Genomic DNA, 18240 nt, shown 5'->3' on the forward strand with positions numbered 1-18240 from the left:
TCTCCTTGTCCCTTACCGCCCGTGGGCCGCGATCGCGGTCATGGTCAGGTGGGAGGCGATGAACACGTGGTCACCGCCCACCGTCCACATGAACCCCACGTCCGGCTGCCCCGGGTCCCTGTATCTCCACCGGGCCCTGCCGGTGGCGGCGTCGATGGCCCACAGCGTCTTGGCACTGTCGGTGGCGAAGACGGTGTCGGCCGAACACTGCGCGTTCTTGCCGCCCAGCGCGAGGGAGGCGTTGAACACGTTGGCAGTGCCCGTGTCGCTGGCGCCGTCGAGCACCGCGACCCACTGGATCGTGCCGTCGGCCGTGGCCAGGGCGGCCAGGTCGCTGCCGACCGGTACGTAGACGGTCGCGCCGTCCTGGCTGGAGAACGGGGTGCCGATCTGGACCTGGTCCCCGTTCTTCGCATCGAAGCGCTGATGCCACTTCTCGCTGCCCGTGGCCGCGTCGACGGCGAACAGCGTGTTGCCGTTGCCGCCGGCGAACAGGAACAGCCCGGCGGCGTAGCACGTCAGCGGCCAGCCGGTGGTGAAGTAGAACGAGGCGTGCGGGACGGACACCTTCCAGCCGCGGGCACCTTTCCTGCCGGCGTCGATCATCTGGACGCGGCCGGGTTTCTTGCCCGGAACGGCCGAGGTGGCCAGCAGGTGAGAACCGGAGGGCGGCACGAGCACGTTGTTGATGTCCGTGCCCTTGACCTGCCACAGTTTCTTGCCGGTCGCGGCGTTGAACGCACGGATGTAGCCGGTGGTCGGAGACTTGGCCGAGAACTTCCCGTCCAACTGGCGCACCTGTCCGCATACATAGACCGTGTTCCCCGCGACCGCCACATAGTTGCTCGGGTACATCGACACAAGCTTGGCGCCGCCGGGATCGGAGGCGGCAAGGTTGGTCGCCCACTTCGCCTTCCCGCCGGCGGCGTCGAACGCCGCCAGCACGCCTGATTGACTCGGTGTGTCGCAGAGCAGGTAGAACACTCCGTCCGCGTACGCCGTCGGGTACTTGTAGCTGCTCATGCGGAACTCGTTGGTCGTGTTCATTGGGTGGAACACGGATTTTCCGGTCGCGGCGTCCAGGAAGGACGTGGCCGTGTCCGTGACCACCATGACCACCTTGTCGGACGCTTCCAGGCAGGTGGGGGCGTGCTTTCCGGCTTCCGACCATGCCTTGACGGCGTCGGGTCCGGCCAGAACGACCGGTTCCGGTCCGTCCGTCGAGGACGGCGACGCAGAGGGGGCCGCCGTGGATCGCCCGCCCGACGGAGAGGCCGGCCGCGCAGTGGACCCGGGCCCGCCGGCCTGACTCTCGGGTGCCGGTGACGAGTCGCCGGAGAAGGCGAGTGCCGCCGCGGTCCCGCCGAGTACGGCCACGCCCCCGGCCAGCGCGATGATCAGCTTCCGGCGGCTGACACCCGCGCCGGCAGCGATCTCCGGCTGCGGAGGAAGCGGGCCCCGGCCGCCGCCCCCGGCGGACTCCGATCCCACCGCCGCGGTCGCGGCGGCCATGTCGGCGGTCACCGCCGGCGGCAGCCAACTGCCTTTTAGGGCAGGCAGGTTCTGATGCCTCAGGTAGGCGGCGAGTTGCTCCGCGGTGGGACGGTCCGACGGTTCCGGGTACAGGCAACCGCCGATCACGTCACGCAGCGACACCGGGAGTGCGTCCGTGTCCGGCTCGCCTCCGGAAGCTGCGAACAGCACGGTCGACCCGAGGTCGAACATGTCGTCCGTCGGTGAGGGTGCCGGACTTCCGGTGGCTCCCACCATCCCCAGTGCGGTGATGCGGGGCCCGTCCATGGTCAGCAGCACCGAGTCCGGGTTCACCTCGCCGTGGACCGTACCGGCCGCGTGGAGTGCGGCCAGCGCCCGGGCGAGGCCGTCGGCGAGCACCCGCAGAGCCGGTTCGGACAGCGGGCCGTGCCGGTCCACCGCCTGCCGGAGCGGCAGTCCGGCGGTGAACCGGGTCGCCAGCCAAGGAACCGGCGCGTCGGTGTCGGCATCCACCACCGGTACGAGGAAGGCCCCGGACAGCGTCCGTGCCGCCTCGACGGCAGCTCGGAACCGGTCCCGGAACCCAGGGTCCGCGGCGAGTTCGGGCCCCACGACCGTGACCGTGACGAGGAGCCCCTCGTCCGAGCGGGCCGCGAAGACTTCGCTCCCGCCGAAGGTGCTCTGTCTTCCGAGCAGCGCATACGGCCCGATCCGACGAGCACCGTCTGCTCCGGGATGATCCATCGTCAGCCCCTCACGCCAGCCTGATCGTCTGATCACGGGCCGCCTGGTAGGCGCTGCCGCCGCCGGACACATGGGCCGTCATGGTGATTGATGGCTCCGGATCGGCGGCCGGCTCCGTGCCGTGCCCGGGTTCGACAGCGGGGTCGGTATCGGTATCGGACAGGAGAGCGGTCACCGCGTCGCCCAAGTGCTCCAGCCCGTCCGGCAGATGGGTCTCCGGAACGCGGAGGAACTGCAGGCGCGCCAGCTCCGCGATCTCGGTCGGCAGCGCCGAGGCGTCGGGCAGCATCGTCGCGTCCCCCAGAAGGACCGGGACGACGCGGTTTCCCGCCCGCAGCGCTGTCGCGATCTCCAGGCGGACCCAGTCGTGAGCCCGGTCCAGGAGCCGCACCCCGTCCTCGCTCCGCGCGTCGAGCCACCCTGGCCCGATCAGTACGCACATGAGCTCGCACTCGGCGGCCTGCCTCCGCAGGATCTCGGCGAAATCGGCCCCGGGCGGTATCGACCGGCCCGACTTGAAGATCTCGTCGGCACCCAAGCGGTCGGACAGCGCGCGGTAGACGCGATTTCGCATCCACCGGGAGTCCGGTTTGCGAAAGCTGAGAAAGATGCGCGGCACAATTGCCCCCTCTCTGGCAAGCCTTGACGTCAGGGATCGTGCTCACCCTAGGGGCGCAGTACTCGCCCGGTGGCTATTCGCCGGGGATTGAATAGCGGCCGCAAGGCTCCGTACGCTGGCGGGTATGGATCCGGCGGACAGCGCGGCAGGGACGGTCCCGGCAGGGAGATCGACCAGCACGCGTCTGCCGCCGGGCGACTTCGGCGTCGTCCTGGCCACACTCCGGGCACGTCGGGGGTGGAGCGTGCGCGAGTTCGCCCGGCGTGCGAACGTGTCCGAAGGGCAGATCTGCAATCTGGAGAGCGGGCTGCGCAACCCGACGCCCGCTGTGGCGGCGGCATGCGACGCGGCCTTCGGCACCGGCGGGGAACTCGTCGAGCTGGCCGGGGCCGGCCGCCGCGGCGCCCGGGCCGAGAGCATCGTCGAGGCCGGCCCCGTGGTCGCCGGATACGAGCGGGTCCTGTGGGAGCTGAAGGACATCGGCAGATCCACCGGACCGAGGTTCGTCACCGCTTCGATGAAGTCGATCACGCGGATCCTGACGGACGCCGGCCCGCAAGCCGTTGGCGAGCAGCGTGCCGAGATCTGGCTGCTGGCCTCGAGGTTCGCCGAATACACGGGGTGGATGGCACAAGAGGCGGGAAATCCCGCGGAGGCGTTGCGCTGGACGAATCTCGCTGTCCGCTGGGGCGCACACGGCGGGGACGAAACGGTGGCCGCTTATGCCCTGGTCCGCAAGGCGTTCATCGCCCAGCACCGCGGTGACACCCATGCGGCGATCGGATTCGCCGACCAGGCCGCCGGGCACCCGGCGGCCAACCCGGTGATCCGCGCGCACGCCGCGCGCCGCGCGGCCCAGGGGCATGCGCGCCGTGGCGATGCGGGGGCCTGCCGGGAGGCACTGGAGCGGTTCAGAAGCCACGCCGCCGAGGTCATCGGCGACCGGACCCCTCACTGGGGCCCGCGCACCGAGAACGGCAACCCTCGGCTCATCGAGGCGTCCTGCATGCTCAGCCTCCGTCGCTTCGAGCTGGCCGCCGACCTTTTCGCCGCCGAACGCCGGCGCCGGCCGGCCGTCCCGGCGGACAGCAACTCCCAGGCCCGCTTGGCGGTTCGGCAGGCGACAGCCCTGGCCGGTTTCGGCCGCCTCGACGACGCCTGTCAGATCGTCGAGGCCACGCTGCCAGTGATCAAGCGCATCGACTCCGCCACCGTCCGCGCGGAGCTGGGCCGTTTCGTGGAACAGGCCCGGACCCGGAGAGCCAGCCCGGGCCAACTCGCCCTCATCGACGCATCGGCCGCCCTCGCGACCGGCTGACAGTCGCGATCGGCTGGCAGTACGGACAGATCTAGCTAGACGGGGCTTCGCCCTCAGCCCCCGGATGGCTCCGCACTCAGTCGTCGGACGGGCTTGGCCCGAGGCTCCGCGCCAGCTCCTCCCGGTCCGTCGTCGGCGCATCGCAGACGAAGTGCCTGCACACATACGCCGTCGGCGCCCCGCCCACCATCGGCCGGTCCGCCAGCAGCGGGAACTCCGTCCCGGCCGTCTCCCCCGCCGCCACCACCGCACCGGGCGCCCGCCCCAGCAGCGCCGTACGGTGCAGTTCGCCGCCGACCGGCCCGGCGACCGCGACCTCGCGCGGCCCGTCGAGCAGCGCCTCGGCGACGGCGAGCCCCCAGCCGATGAACCGGGGAACCCGCGGGCCGAGCGCCTTCACCACGCCCAACGCCCCCTCCGCTGCGGTGCGATGGGCCTCCGAGCCGGTGTATGCGGCGTACGAGAGCAGCGCACCGGCCGCCGCCGTCCAGCCCGCCGGGGTCGCGCTGTCGGTGGGGTCCTGCGGGCGGCGGATGAGCTTCTCGGCGTCGTCCGCCGTGTCGTACAGCTGCCCGCCCTCGCCGGTGAAGTGCTGGAGCACGATGTCGAGGAGGAAGCCGGCAAACTCCAGCCAGGCACCCTCGCCGGTGACCGCGGCCAGGGCGAGGAAACCCTCCGCGACATCGCCGTAGTCCTCCAGGACCCCTGCGTGCCCGCCGGTCCGCCCGTCCTTCGACGTACGGGTCAGCCGGGCCACGTCGCCCATGTGCACCCGTACCAGCAGATCCGCCGCCTCGGTGGCGCGCTCGATCAGATCGGGCCGGTCGAAGTACGCCCCCGTTTCGGCGAGCGCGGCGATCGCCAGGCCGTTCCAGGCGGCGACCACCTTGTCGTCCCGCCCGGGACGCGGGCGCAGCTCACGGGCGGCCAGCAGCTTGGCCCGTACGTCGGCAGCCCGGTCCGCGTCCACCACGGTGCCCGTCCGCGCGAGCCGGAGGACCGAGGCGCCCTCCTCGAACGTGCCCTCCTGCGTCACCCCGAAGTGCTCGGCGGCGAAAGCCGCGTCCTGATCGCCGAGGACCTCCCTCAGCTGCTCGGGCGTCCATACGTAGTACGCGCCCTCGACATGCCGGCCGGCCCCGTCCTCGCTGTCGGCGTCGAGCGCGGAGGCGAAACCGCCCTCCGGCGTACGCAGCTCGCGCACCATGAAGTCGGCGGTCTCCAGAGCGACCCGGCGGGCCAGTTCCGAGCCCGTCGACCGCCACAGGTGTGCGTACACCCGGCAGAGCAGCGCGTTGTCGTAGAGCATCTTCTCGAAGTGCGGTGTCAAAGGCCCACCAGCCCTCGGCGTGAGTACGTACCGGTGGAATCCGCCTCCCACCTGGTCGTACAGGCTCGAAGGAGCCATCGCGCCGCACAGCCCTTCTGCCATCTCCAGCGCCGCCACGGAACCGGCCCGCGCGTGGTGGCGCAACAGGAACTCGATCACCATCGACGGCGGGAATTTGGTGTCTCCCTTGAACCAGCCGCTCGCGGGATCGATGTCCCGAGTCAGTTGGAGGAGGGCCAGGGCCTGAGTCTCCTCGGTGGGCATCCCGGCATCCCCAGTGCTCAGCTCCCGCCCGACAAGGTCCCGAGTGATCTTCCCCGCGACTTCTCCCACCTCGTCCCGTCGGCTCGTCCAGGCGTTGTGCACGCCTTCAAGCACCTGACGGAAGGACGGCATGCCATGGCGAGCCTCGGGCGGGAAGTAGGTGCCGAAGTAGAAGGGCTCGCCATCCGGCGTCATGAACACGGACATGGGCCAGCCGCCCTGCCCAGTGGCGGCTTGCACGGCCTCCATGTAGACGGCGTCCACGTCGGGCCGCTCCTCACGGTCCACTTTGACGGACACGAAGTGCTCGTTCATGTACGCAGCGGCGTCGTCGTCCTCGAAGGACTCGTGCGCCATGACGTGACACCAGTGGCAGGCGCTGTAGCCGACGCTCAAGAACACGGGGACGTCGCGCCGCCGGGCTTCTTCGAACGCGTCGGTCTCCCACGGCCACCAGTCAACGGGGTTGTCCGCGTGCTGGAGGAGGTACGGGGACGTGGCCTGCGCGAGTCGATTGGGCATGGTCCCATCCTTGCGCACCCTCCCCCCGCCCCGCCCATGCGCCACAGGGGCAGCACACAAACGGGGCGGGAGGAGTGCCGGCTCAGTGCTCGCGCGGCCAGTACGGCGACTGTGTGTCCCTGCCTCGCCACGGTTCGGGACCGGGACATGACGGGCGCCTGTCCGAAGAGCTGGGCGCGACGGTCTGGGCCGAATCCGGCCTGGGCGCTCCGGCAGACCTCGACCGGATTGTCGGCATGCTGGAGGAGGTACGGGGAAGTCTCACGGTCCAGGCGATTCGGCATACCCACATCCTCTCTCAGGCCCGGTTGATCGCATCGCTCTCTCGCGCTGACGCGCCGTACCCAGCACACTGGGCGGCGATGACAGCAGGGGCAGTTGCAATCGTCGTATCCGGAGGGGGACGCACATGCGGGACAGCCATCGGGCGGAAGCCGAACGGCTGTTGGTACGCGCCGTCGAGGAAGAGGTACGGCGGTCGGGTGGCCGTGCGGACGCCGGTGCGCTGACGGCACGCGGGCGGGCCGCACTCGATTCCCTGGCGGCCGGGGCGGCCGACGAGTACGCCGCGTATCTCCAGGCGCTGGACGCGGCGGAGGCCGGAGCACAGCCGCTGTCGCAGCGGTTCAGCCGATCGGCCATGGGAACTCCACTGCTGGTCACCGGAGTTGCCGCGGTCGCCGCATTCGGGGCCGATGTCGCGTTCGGCACGGCGGCGGGGCCGGCCCTCGGTGCGGGCGCCGTCGTCGCGGTCGCGGGGGCCACGGCGACCGTCGCCAGGATCACCGCATCGCACTGGCCCGCCGCCCACCGGCGCGCGGGTGCGCTCGGGCAGCCCGGCGGCGCCGAACAGCTGCGGCTGCAGTGGCTGGCGGCGCTGGAGGTACGGGGCATCCGTCCGTTCCTCGACCAGCAGCGGATGCTTAACCCCTCATCGCGCACACCGGCGAAGAAGGTCCCCGCGCAGTCGCGGACCACCCCGTCGCTGCGCGGCGGGGACCGCAGCGCAGCGGCCCGCATGCGCGCGATCCTTGAGCAGTCGTTCGGCCATCTGCCCGCACCCGAGGGGCCGTTCGCCGGGCGGCGGGCCGAGCTGGCGCAGATCGCGCAGTGGGTGCGGGAGGCCCGCGCGTCGACGGAGACCAAGCCGACCGTCGTCGTCCTGCACGGTGCGCCCGGCGCCGGGCGCACCACGCTCGCGGTACGGGCGGCACACAGCCTGAAGGACCAGTTCCGGGGCGCCTGCGTGGTGGACCTGCGCGGCGACGTGGCCGGCCAGGCGCCGCTGCCGACGCGTGACGCGCTGCTGCATCTGCTGAACCGGCTGGGCGCGCCCCGCGAGCAGCTGCTGTTCCGAGAGGGGGTCTCCCCCTCTCGAGCGGAGTCGGGACCTCGGGGAAGGGCCTTGGCCGAGCAGCAGGTGCGGCGGCTGAGCGAGGTGTACCACCAGCATCTGACCGGCACCCCGGTGACGATCGTCCTCGACGACGCCGGCGACGCGGCCCAGGTCCGCACGCTGGTCCCCGAGCGTTCCGACAGCCTCGTCCTCGTCACCGCCCGCGAGCCCCTGGAGCTGCCCGCCGACATCCCGGCCCGGGTCCATCAGCTGCCGGTCGGCGCCCTGGACGCGGCGGGCGCGGAGGAGCTGCTGCGCGAGGCCGCCGAGGCGCAGGAGCAGGGGCCGTACGACTCCCAGTCGACGGACACGGTCGTCGAGCTGTGCGGCGGGCTGCCGCTGGCACTGCGCACAGCGGGCTCCTCGCTCGGTCCACGGACCCGGAGCGCGCTCGCCACCGATCTCGCCGCGTACGGCCCGGTCGCACCGGTCGAGCGGGCGCTGTGGCTGCGCTACACCGACCAGTCCGAGCAGGCGCGGCGGCTGCTGCGGCGGCTCGCGCTTGCCGGGCGGGCCAGCCTGGGCGCCGCGGCGGCGGCCGCGCTGCTCTCGGCCGACGAGCAGGAGGCCGAGCGGCTGCTGACGGCGCTGGCCGGGGCCGGGCTCCTGGACCATGTGCGGGGCTCGCGCTACCGGCTGCACGACCTCGTACGGGGCTTCGCCCTGGCCCGGCTGCGGGACGAGGAGGAGGTGGCGGACCGTACCGCGGCCCAGGAGCGGCTGATCCAGAACTACGCGGAGCTGGCCGGTGCCGTGATCCGCATGGTGGACGGCAAGATGTCCACCCGGGCCGGGCAGTTCGGCTCGCACGGGTTCGGTTCGCTGGACTCGGCGCTGCGCTGGCTGGACGACGAGTCGAGTTTCATCACCTCGGCGCTGCGGCACGCCGAGGGCGTCGACCAGGGGGCCGTACTGGATCTCCTGGGCGCGCTGTGCGACTACTGCCTGCTGCGCGGCGACCTCTACCGGCTGGGCGAGATCAGCGAGTTGACGCAGGCGGTGGACAAGGGGCTGCTGGAGCGGTCCGTGCAGTGGCGTACCGGCATCGCGGCCCGTCAGCTCGGCGAGCTGGACAAGGCGCGCACCACGCTGTCGTCGGTCGTCGGGCTGTACCGCGAGGCGCAGAACGAGGCGGGTACGGCGCTGGCGCTCTGCTCGCTCGGCATCACCCTGCACCACCAGGGCAATCTGACCGAGGCGTCGGCGCGGCTGCGCGAGGCGATCGAGCTGCAGTCCTCCGAGGAGCAGGCCGAGGACCGGGCCTGGTCGCTGCACGCCCTGGCCGCCGTCGAACGCGACCGGGCCCATGTCGCGGAGGCGCTGAATCTCCTGGACACCGCGCTGGCCCTGCACCGGGAGGGCGAGTCGCTGCACGGCGAGGCGTGGACGCAGTTCCAGCTGGGCCAGACCCTGCTGCGGATGGGCGAGGTGGAGCGGGCGGAGGAGGCGCTGCGTACGGCCCTGGACCTGTACGGCCGTACCCGCGACGAGCGCGGCGAGGCGTGGGCGCTGACCCAGCTGGCCCGCGCGCGGCTGCTGGACGGCGACCCGGCCCCGGCCGTCGAGCAGCTGGACCGGGCCCTGGCCCGCCACCGCGACAACGAGGACGCGCGCGGCGAGGCGTGGACGCTGTACTACCTGGGCCAGGCGCTGGAGGAGAACGGCGACACCGACCAGGCGGTGCGGCAGCTGGAGCGGGCCCGCACGATGTTCTCCCGGATGCGGGACACGTACGGGCTGGCGTGCGCCCGGCACCACTCGGGCCGGGTCACCCGCGACCAGCGGGCCGCGCAGACCGGGAACCTCCGCAACTCCGGCTTCGCCCGCCAGCTCCTGGTCGACGCCCGGGCCGACTTCCGGCGCATCGGGGTCGCCCACGGCGAGGCCTGGACGTGCCTGGAGCTGGCCCTGATCGACGCGGGCAACAACCGCGCCCCGCAGGCGCTGGAGCTGTGCGGCGAGGCGGCGGAGCTGTTCGAGTCCTACGGCGACACACGGGGCGAGGACTGGGCCCGCTTCCTGCGCTGCACGCTGCTGCCGTACGCGTCACCGGGCGGCAGCGAGGTGGGCACGGTGGTGGCCCAGCAGGAACTGGCCGATCTGCTCCTGGCCGGCCACCCGACGCGCGACAGCAAGCTGGAGGACTGCGCGGAGGCGTTCACCGTGGTGCTGAACCGCGGCGTGGACCTGGAGGACGGCTGGCAGGCGTGGCGCCTGGGCATGACGCCCACACGCCACGCACGGGAGGTCATGGGCGTACCTGTCCGGCCATGACCGGCCCGTCCGGCGACTGAGGACGTCTTCGACCCCGGCCGGGCACAACCGCCCCGTCCGGCGCCAGGCGAACGGGGCGGCTCCCGGACGCCCCGGTACCGCCCCGCGCCTACTTCCGCTTCGCGGACCCCGCACCCGCGGCAACGGCGCCGTCGGGCGCCGCCTCCGGGTCCGGGGCCTCCTCGAAGTCGACCTTGCCCATGTGGCGGTTCATGGACTTCATCAGCAGCCACACGCCTCCGGCGAGCGCCGCGAAGACGAGGAAGCCGAGAAGGCCGGGGGTCACCTTGTTGTCGTCGACCTCCTTGGCGAGAGGGACGAGATGGGTCAGTGCCTGGGTCGCGTACATATCAGGCATTGTCGCGGATGCCCGCGAAGAGGTCGCTCTCGGGGAGGGAGGTATCGACGAGAGACTTCGCCAGCTCGTACTCCTCGGTCGGCCAGACCTCCTTCTGGATCTCCATCGGAACGCGGAACCAGCCGCCGTCGGGGTCGATCTGCGTCGCGTGCGCGATCAGCGCCTTGTCGCGGATCTCGAAGAAGTCCGCGCACGGAACATGCGTGGTCAGCGTGCGTTCGTCGCGCTCGAACTCCTTCCAGCGCTTCAGCCACTCGCCGTACGGGGACTCCAGGCCGCGGGCCAGCAGCGCCTCGTGGAGCGCCACCGTGCGCGGCCGGTTGAAGCCCTGGTTGTAGTAGAGCTTCCGCGGCTGCCAGGCCGGTCCGAACTCCGACTCGGGGAACGTCTCGGTGTCCGACGCGCCGTCGAACGCGATCATCGTGATCTTGTGGGTCATGATGTGGTCGGGGTGCGGGTACCCGCCGTTCTCGTCGTACGTCGTGATGACCTGCGGCCGGAACGCACGGATGCTGCGGACGAGACGCGCCGCGGCCTTCTCCTCGTCCTCCAGCGCGAAGCAGCCCTCGGGCAGCGGCGGCAGCGGGTCGCCCTCGGGCAGACCCGAGTCGACGAAGCCGAGCCACTCCTGCTTGACGCCCAGGATCTCCCGGGCCTCGTCCATCTCCTTCTTGCGCACCTCGTGGATGTTCTCCTCGATGTACGCGTCGCCCTGGAGCTTCGGGTTGAGGATGGAGCCGCGCTCGCCTCCCGTGCAGGTCACGACCAGCACGTCCACCCCCTCGGACACATACTTGGCCATGGTGGCCGCGCCCTTGCTCGACTCGTCGTCGGGGTGGGCGTGAACGGCCATCAGTCGCAGCTGCTCAGTCAAGACTCGATCCTCGTTGATTGGACGCCATCGAGAGGTGTCGTCCCGAAGGGACGCCTGTTCGGGGTGGCGGTCGGGTGGCGGGTGGGAGGCTTCTATAGTGACCGAACCGGGGGGTGGAAAATTCCTCGATCCCCGGTACAGGAGGAACGATCATGACTGCGGTGCGCGAAGCGCTTCCGGAGAACCGCTACGGCCGCTCCGCGGACCAGCGCGCGGACCGCAAGCTCAAGATCATCGGTTCGGTGCTGGGCGTCGCCCTTCTCGGCGTGATTGGCTGGATCGGATACGACTACATCGCCGGCCAGGGCATCAGTGCCGAGGTGATCACGTTCAAGGTCGTCTCGGACGAGCGGGTCGATGTGCACCTGGAGGTGCGCAAGGGCACCGACACCAAGGGTTACTGCACGCTCCGCTCGCAGCACGAGGACGGCAGCGACGTGGCCCGCAAGGACTTCCGCTTCGACGACCGCACGGACCGTATCGACCGCGTCCTGTCGTTGCGTACGACAGCCAGGGCGACCAGCGTCGAGCTGCTGGGCTGTACCGACGACGGCGGGGCGGCACATTGACCGCCGCACGCCGACACTGAACCGCTGTTGCAGCCGCTGACCTGCACATACGCAGTCCTGACGGTTTACCTGCTCCCCCTTTTCCTGGGGAATTGTTAGGCTCGTGGTTTCGCCCACCCGTGGAGGCACATGCTTACGGGTAGGGCGATGCTTTGTATTCCCAGTACCGACGAGGAGCACCCTGTGACCCAGACCAGCGAAAACGTCACCTGGCTCACGCAGGAGGCGTACAACCAGCTCAAGGCCGAGCTGGAGTACCTGTCTGGTCCCGCGCGCACGGAAATCTCCGTAAAGATCGCGGCGGCCCGTGAGGAGGGTGACCTCCGGGAAAATGGCGGGTACCACGCGGCCAAGGAGGAGCAGGGCAAGATGGAGTTGCGGGTGCGCCAGCTCACCCAGCTCCTGGAGCACGCGAAGGTCGGCGAGGCGCCTGCCGACGACGGCGTGGTCGAGCCCGGCATGGTTGTGACGATCGCCTTCGACGGCGACCCGGACGACACGATGACCTTCCTGCTCGCCTCGCGCGAGTACGCGAGCTCGAACATCGAGACGTACTCCCCGCAGTCGCCGCTCGGCACCGGCGTGAACGGCAAGAAGATGGGCGAGGACGCCGAGTACGAGCTGCCGAACGGCAAGACGGCCACCGTGAGGATTCTCACGGCGAAGCCCTACACGGGCTGATCCCACATGCGGGGAGCCTTCGGCCCGGCGGGCCAAAGGCTCCCCGCATGTGCGGCGTGGCGTCCGACGGCGAAGCCCCGGGCTTCTCGGCCTCGCCATCGTTCACGCACTCGTCACCGCGCACGGCGGCCGGATGGAACTGCGGTCAGAACCTGGCAAAGGGTGCCGTTTCAGAGTGCTGTCGCCACTGCTGCGCATCGAGACCTGATGCTGTTCGCCGGGACGACCCGGACGGATGACCGCAGCACCCGCACTGCCCGCCGTGCGGACTTCTCACCGATGAGAAACCGCCGGCGCCTCGCCGTCCGACGAGCTCGTGCATGGTTGGCGGCGCAGCTCGCCGGCCCGACAGGGACCACAGAACGCGATACACCGCGACACGCGAGGCTCAGCTCATCACCAGATAGCCCGCGTCGTGCAGCGCCGCCGAGACCTCCTCGCAGTGCTCCGGCCCCTTCGTCTCCAGTTGCAGCTCCACCTCGACCTCGGTGAGCCCGAGCCGGGGATCGGTCCGCACATGGCCGATGTCGAGGACGTTGGCGTCGACCACCGAGAGCACGGCCAGCAGCGTGGCCAGCGCGCCGGGACGGTCGGTCAGCCGCAGCCGCAGGCTCAGATAGCGGCCGGCCGCCACCATGCCGTGGGTCAGGATGCGCTGCATCAGCAGCGGGTCCACATTGCCGCCCGACAGCAGCGCGACCACCGGCCCGCGGAACGACTTCGGATCGCTCAGCAGCGCCGCGACCGGGCTCGCACCGGCCGGTTCCACCACCAGCTTCGCCCGCTCCAGACAGAGCAGCAGCGCACTGGCCAACTCGTCCTCGGAGACCGTACGGACCTCGTCGACCAGCTCCCTGACCAGCTCGAACGGCACATCGCCGGGGCGCCCCACCTTGATGCCGTCCGCCATCGTGTTCAGCGTGCCGATCGACACCGGGTGCCCCGCTGCCAGCGACGGCGGATAACAGGCCGCGCCCGCCGCCTGCACGCCGACGATCCGCACATCGGGCCGGACCGCCTTGACCGCCACCGCGATGCCCGCGGCGAGACCGCCGCCGCCGATCCCGACGACGATGGTGCGCACCTCGGGGCACTGTTCGAGGATCTCCAGGCCCACCGTGCCCTGTCCGGCGATGATGTCGGGGTGGTCGAAGGGATGGATGAAGACCGCGCCCGTCTCCTGCGCGTACTCCTGGGCGGCGGCCAGCGTCTCGTCGACGACATGGCCGTGCAGCCGGACCTGTGCCCCGTACTGGCGGGTGGCGGCCACCTTCGGCAGCGGCGCCCCGACCGGCATGAAGACCGTCGACCGTACGCCGAGCAGAGCAGAGGCGAGTGCGACACCCTGCGCATGGTTTCCGGCGCTCGCGGCTACGACTCCGGCCGCCCGCTCCACCGGGGACAGGCCCGCAATCCGTACATAGGCGCCCCGCAGTTTGAACGAACCGGTCCGTTGCAGGTTCTCGCACTTGAAGTGGACCGGCGCGCCCACGAGCTCGGTCAGATGGCGGCTGCCTTCCATGGCGGTCACTCTGGCCACGCCGGAAAGCATCTTCTGCGCCCCGCGGATGTCGTCGAGGATCAGTGGGGGAAAATGGCCGGGCGCGCGGAAGTTCATACCGTAAGTCTTGCAGCTCGGATGGGTGCCGGACGCCTTGTGCGGTCCCGTCCTGAGCCGTTGTCCGCAGGTTTGTGCAGCACTGGTACGCGTTGCCCCGTGGCCGCGTACTCTGTCCCCCACCCATCCGACACCGCACGAAGAGAGCCCCCGGCCATGCCCCCTCAGGACATGACGACAGCTGCGTCTCCTTCCGGGGGCGCCACCCCCGAACCCACGGGTTCCGACCACGTCCTCGATGCGCTGCAGCACCAGGTCGCGGTATTCGCCCGCCGTGCCGAGCAGACCCGCCTCGGCGGTATCGGCCAGGTGCGCAATTCCATGGACCGGGCCGCCTATCTGCTGCTCAACCGGCTGGACCGGGAAGGCCCGATGGGCGTCAAGGCACTGGCCGCAGGCATGGGGATCGACTCCTCGACCGTGACCCGGCAGGTCGCACCCCTCGTCGACACCGGTCTGGTCAAGCGCACCTCGCACCCGGAGGACGGCCGTGCCGTCGTGCTCCAGCTGTCGCCGCGCGGCCAGGCACGGCTGGACGAGGTCCGCGAATCCCGGCGCGAGCTCATGACACAGGTGACGGGCGACTGGACGGCCGAGGAGCGCGACACGTTCTGCACGCTGCTCACCCGGTTCAATCTGGCACTGGCCGCCCGCCAGACCTCGCCTCAGGCGCCCCCGGCCGGCTAGCGGGAGCGGCACGCCTGACGGCGCTGCGCAGGCTGCCGGGCGCACGCCTCTTGACCGGGAGCCCCGCAGCGGCTCGGATGAGGACTGTGCGAGAGCGCCAGGCGGGCCGGGAGCGGCGCCGCGCCCAGGAGTTCCAGACCTTCGTGGCGGGCGCGGCCGGTCGACTGCTGCACACGGCCACGCTGCTGACCGCCGAGCCCATGCAGCCGCCCGGAGCGAACCCCCGGGCCCAGCGGATGCTCACGGCCGCGCTGGCACGCACGTACGCGCAGTGGGGGCGGCTGCGCGGCGAGGACCCGTACGACCGCACCCGGCGGGAGCTGGCCATCCGGTTCGCCCACGAGGTCTGGCGGCACCACCGGCCGCGCGGCGGGCTGCTGGACCGGCTGACGCCGCAGGAGCGTCTCGTTCTCGTGCTGCGGCTGTACGAGGGCGTCGCGGAGGAGCAGACTGCGGCGCTGCTCGGGCTTCCGGTGGAGCGGATCCGGGCGATCTGCAACCGTTCGATGGCCACGATGCGCGGCACCCGCCGACCCACGGCACGGTGGGGGTTGGAGCGGCCGCTGGAAATCGCGTCATGAGCCGCAGCAGCAGCCGCGAGGACGAGGTCCGGCGCATGCTGGACGGTCCGCATCCGCAGGTGCCCGCCGATCTGGCACAGCGGGCGGCGGCGCGCGGCGGCCGGCTGCTGCGCCGGCGCCGTTTCGCCCGCAGGCTGGTGCTGCTGGTGGCGTTCGCCGCGGTGATCGCCTTCACGGTGTGGGCGCTGAAGGCACAGCCGTGGCAACTGCCTCCCACCGAGACGACGCCGCCGCTGGACGGCTGGTGAGGGCCGACCCGGGGCGAACTATCCTGGAACGTGGCGTCACGGGGAACCGGCCGAGGAGGCTGCGATGACCAGGAAGGTCGCCGACTGCCGCAAGTATCCGAGCGTCACGAACTGCTCGCTCACCATCTCCGGCGAGGAAGAGGAAGTCGTGAGGGCCGCGGCGGAGCACGCGGTCTCCGTCCATGAGCACACCGACAGCCCGGAACTGCGCGAACAGATCCGGGCGTCGCTGGACGACGAGAAGGTCGGCGTCTGAGGGTGCCGAGGGCGGCCGGGCCCGAACGATCGAGCCCGCCCGCCTCTGCCCGGCCCCGATCGGCCGAGAACCTCTAGCCGAGCGCCTGCGTCAGATCGGCGATCAGGTCGTCGGCGGACTCGATGCCGACGGAGAGCCGGACGAGGTCGGCCGGCACCTCCAGCGGGGAGCCCGCCGCCGAGGCGTGCGTCATGCGGCCCGGGTGCTCCACGAGGGACTCGACGCCGCCCAGTGACTCACCGAGGGTGAACAGCTTCGCCCGGTTGCAGACGTGGACCGCCGCGTCCTCACCGCCCACGACGCGGAAGGACACCATGCCGCCGAAGGCCTTCATCTGCTTGGCGGCGACCTCGTGGCCCGGGTGCTCGGGCAGCCCCGGGTACAGGACCTGGGTGACCTTGGGGTGCCGGGTCAGCAGATCGGCGATCTTCGTGGCGTTCTCGCTGTGCCGGTCCATGCGGACCGCGAGGGTCTTGATGCCGCGCAGCACCAGCCAGGCGTCGAACGGTCCGGCGACCGCGCCCATCGCGTTCTGGTGGTACGCCAACTCCTCGGCCAGTTCAGGGTCGTTGACGATCAGCGCACCGCCGACGACGTCCGAGTGGCCGCCCATGTACTTCGTGGTGGAGTGGACCACGACGTCGGCGCCCAGGGCGAGGGGCTGCTGGAGGTACGGGCTGGCGAAGGTGTTGTCGACGACCAGTCGTGCACCCGCCGCGCGGGCCACACCGGCGATCGCGGCGATGTCGGTGATGCCGAGCAGCGGGTTGGACGGGGTCTCCACCCAGATCGCCTTGGTGCGCGGGGTGATCGCCGCCCGTACCGCCGCCACGTCCGAGGTGTCGGCGACCGAGAAGTCGACACCCCACCGCGAGACGACCTTCGCGAACAGCCGGAACGTGCCGCCGTAGGCGTCGTTCGGGATGACCACATGGTCGCCGGGGGTGAGCAGCGTACGGAGCAGGCAGTCCTCGGCGGCGAGGCCGGAGGCGAAGGCGAGCCCGCGGCGGCCGCCCTCCAGGGCCGCGAGGTTGTCCTCCAGTGCGGTACGGGTCGGGTTGGCGCTGCGGCTGTACTCGTAGCCGCCGCGCAGTCCGCCCACGCCGTCCTGCTTGTACGTGGACACCTGATAAATGGGCGGGACAACGGCGCCGGTGAGGGGATCGGCGGTGTTTCCCGCGTGGATCGCGAGAGTCTCGAAGCTGTGCTGGTCGCTCATGGGGCCCGAGCGTAGTTCGTCGCGAGGGCGCCCACCGGGCTACCGGGCCGTCCGGTGACAATGGGGGCATGGAGATTCTCTGGTTCCTGCTCGCACTGTGCATGCTCGCCGCGGTCATCGGCCCCTTCGTGCTGCGCCGCCGCGGTGGTATCCGGCAGGTCGCGCCCGGTTCGCCGGACGCCGCCGATCCGGACACCTACGGCTTCGTACGCCAGGAGGAGCTGGACATCCGGCTGCCGGGCCCGGACCAGGATCTTCTCGATGTGCTCGATGTCGTGCAGCGTTCCCAGGACTGGCGGGCGGCTTCGCAGTTGCTGGCCGGTACGCCCAAGGAGGGCGAGGTGCGGTGGCAGCGGGTGCAGGCGTTCGCCGGCGCCGCCTCGCTGGAGCTGGCGCAGCAGCCCGGTGTCGGTGGTTCGTGGCTGCGCATGTGGCGGGCCGAGTCGCCGAAGGACGCGGGCGGTGCGGCGGTGCACGCCGAGTTCCTGGTGCAGCAGGCGTGGCGTTCGTCGACCGCGGGGACGGACGACTTCCGGATCATCCTGGAGGAGGCCCGTACGGTCTGTGGCGAGGCGGCGCTGCTGGCGCCGGGCGACCCCGTTCCGTACCTCGTCGAGCTGGCGGTCTCCCGTGGACTCGGGTATTCGCACGAGGAGTTCGACCGGCTCTGGGCGAAGGTGATCGACCGGGCCCCGGCGCACATGGGCGCGCACATCGCCGCGCTGCACTACTGGTGCGAGAAGTGGCACGGCTCCCGCGAGGAGGCCGACCGCTTCGCCACCACGGCCGCGGCCCGCGCCCCGCAGGGCTCACTGCTGGCCGCACTGCCGCTCTTCGCGGTGTACGAGCATCTGCCCGAGGTCAATCTCGTACAGGGCTTCTACCGGAGCGCGGTGGTGACCAAGGCGGTCGAGGGCGCCCTGTTCGCGGTGCACGCGGCCCGCGCCGACGACCCGATGCTCGCGCACGTCCGCCATCTGCTGGTGCTGTTCCTGGTCCGGATGGAGCGCTGGTCGGAGGCGATGAACCAGCTCGTCCACATCGACGGCCATGTGGGCGCGCTGCCGTGGACCCAGAGCCCCGACCCGGCCGCCGAGTACACGGTCCACCGGGCACTGGCGGTCGCCGGCTACGAGGCGAACGGCGGCAGCCCGGCGACGCTGCCGCGGTGACGCGGTGACGCGGGGC

Annotated in this window: 17 protein-coding genes; 10 read left to right on the plus strand and 7 right to left on the minus strand. The window is 71.2% G+C overall.

Features of this window, described 5'->3' with window-relative positions:
• Positions 1–12: 12 nt before the first annotated feature.
• Positions 13–2238, minus strand: a complete 2226-nt coding sequence (locus OG953_RS16240; RefSeq protein ID WP_405684999.1) for a PQQ-binding-like beta-propeller repeat protein — start codon at positions 2236–2238, stop codon at positions 13–15.
• 10 nt (positions 2239–2248) lie between these two features.
• On the minus strand, positions 2249–2857 hold the full coding sequence (locus tag OG953_RS16245) for a toll/interleukin-1 receptor domain-containing protein (RefSeq protein WP_405685001.1): 609 nt from the start codon (positions 2855–2857) through the stop codon (positions 2249–2251).
• Between the two features lie 124 nt (positions 2858–2981).
• Between OG953_RS16245 and OG953_RS16250 the strand changes: the two genes are divergently transcribed.
• Positions 2982–4175, plus strand: coding sequence for a helix-turn-helix domain-containing protein (locus OG953_RS16250; RefSeq protein ID WP_405685002.1), 1194 nt, complete (start codon positions 2982–2984; stop codon positions 4173–4175).
• A 76-nt stretch (positions 4176–4251) separates the two neighbouring features.
• On the opposite strand, the gene OG953_RS16255 is transcribed toward OG953_RS16250, so the two are convergent.
• Entirely contained in the window at positions 4252–6291 is a 2040-nt protein-coding gene (locus tag OG953_RS16255; protein ID WP_405685003.1) for a thioredoxin domain-containing protein, read from the minus strand.
• A gap of 409 nt (positions 6292–6700) precedes the next feature.
• On the opposite strand from OG953_RS16255, the gene OG953_RS16260 reads away from it, so the two are divergent.
• Entirely contained in the window at positions 6701–9961 is a 3261-nt protein-coding gene (locus tag OG953_RS16260; RefSeq protein WP_405685005.1) for a tetratricopeptide repeat protein, read from the plus strand.
• 109 nt (positions 9962–10070) lie between these two features.
• On the opposite strand, the gene OG953_RS16265 is transcribed toward OG953_RS16260, so the two are convergent.
• Both OG953_RS16265 and mca read right to left on the minus strand, forming a co-directional pair.
• A complete protein-coding gene (locus tag OG953_RS16265) occupies positions 10071–10310 on the minus strand; it encodes a hypothetical protein (protein ID WP_405685006.1) in 240 nt (79 codons plus the stop codon).
• Position 10311: 1 nt separating this feature from the next.
• Positions 10312–11193, minus strand: coding sequence for a mycothiol conjugate amidase Mca (gene mca / locus OG953_RS16270; RefSeq protein ID WP_405685007.1), 882 nt, complete (start codon positions 11191–11193; stop codon positions 10312–10314).
• A gap of 152 nt (positions 11194–11345) precedes the next feature.
• Between mca and OG953_RS16275 the strand changes: the two genes are divergently transcribed.
• From OG953_RS16275 to OG953_RS16285, 3 genes are all read left to right on the plus strand, one after another.
• The gene (locus OG953_RS16275; RefSeq protein ID WP_405685008.1) at positions 11346–11762 is read left to right on the plus strand and encodes a DUF4307 domain-containing protein; all 417 of its coding nucleotides are present in this window, start codon (positions 11346–11348) and stop codon (positions 11760–11762) included.
• Positions 11763–11945: 183 nt separating this feature from the next.
• A complete protein-coding gene (gene greA, locus OG953_RS16280; protein WP_405685009.1) occupies positions 11946–12443 on the plus strand; it encodes a transcription elongation factor GreA in 498 nt (165 codons plus the stop codon).
• A gap of 49 nt (positions 12444–12492) precedes the next feature.
• A complete protein-coding gene (locus OG953_RS16285; RefSeq protein WP_405685010.1) occupies positions 12493–12651 on the plus strand; it encodes an ATP-binding protein in 159 nt (52 codons plus the stop codon).
• A 180-nt stretch (positions 12652–12831) separates the two neighbouring features.
• On the opposite strand, the gene ilvA is transcribed toward OG953_RS16285, so the two are convergent.
• Positions 12832–14061 (minus strand): threonine ammonia-lyase, encoded by a 1230-nt coding sequence (ilvA, locus tag OG953_RS16290; RefSeq protein ID WP_405685011.1) that lies wholly within the window; start codon positions 14059–14061, stop codon positions 12832–12834.
• A gap of 156 nt (positions 14062–14217) precedes the next feature.
• On the opposite strand from ilvA, the gene OG953_RS16295 reads away from it, so the two are divergent.
• From OG953_RS16295 to OG953_RS16310, 4 genes are all read left to right on the plus strand, one after another.
• Positions 14218–14748, plus strand: a complete 531-nt coding sequence (locus OG953_RS16295) for a MarR family winged helix-turn-helix transcriptional regulator (RefSeq protein ID WP_405685012.1) — start codon at positions 14218–14220, stop codon at positions 14746–14748.
• Positions 14749–14834: 86 nt separating this feature from the next.
• Positions 14835–15329 carry a sigma factor-like helix-turn-helix DNA-binding protein gene (locus tag OG953_RS16300; RefSeq protein WP_405685013.1) on the plus strand — a complete coding sequence of 165 codons (495 nt, stop codon included), beginning with the start codon at positions 14835–14837 and terminating at the stop codon, positions 15327–15329.
• Positions 15326–15577: a hypothetical protein gene (locus tag OG953_RS16305; protein ID WP_405685014.1), complete on the plus strand. Its 252-nt coding sequence runs from the start codon at positions 15326–15328 to the stop codon at positions 15575–15577. Before OG953_RS16300 ends, OG953_RS16305 begins: the two co-directional genes overlap by 4 nt.
• A gap of 64 nt (positions 15578–15641) precedes the next feature.
• Complete coding sequence (locus OG953_RS16310; RefSeq protein WP_405685015.1) at positions 15642–15833, plus strand: DUF1059 domain-containing protein; 192 nt, start codon at positions 15642–15644, stop codon at positions 15831–15833.
• Between the two features lie 73 nt (positions 15834–15906).
• On the opposite strand, the gene OG953_RS16315 is transcribed toward OG953_RS16310, so the two are convergent.
• Positions 15907–17052 (minus strand): cystathionine gamma-synthase, encoded by a 1146-nt coding sequence (locus OG953_RS16315; RefSeq protein ID WP_405685016.1) that lies wholly within the window; start codon positions 17050–17052, stop codon positions 15907–15909.
• Positions 17053–17120: 68 nt separating this feature from the next.
• Here OG953_RS16315 and OG953_RS16320 point away from each other — a divergent pair, with 68 nt between their 5' ends.
• A complete protein-coding gene (locus OG953_RS16320) occupies positions 17121–18224 on the plus strand; it encodes a hypothetical protein (RefSeq protein WP_405685017.1) in 1104 nt (367 codons plus the stop codon).
• Positions 18225–18240: the final 16 nt, after the last annotated feature.

Origin of the sequence: Streptomyces sp. NBC_00057 (assembly GCF_045041165.1) — a bacterium.
Taxonomy (GTDB): domain Bacteria; phylum Actinomycetota; class Actinomycetes; order Streptomycetales; family Streptomycetaceae; genus Streptomyces.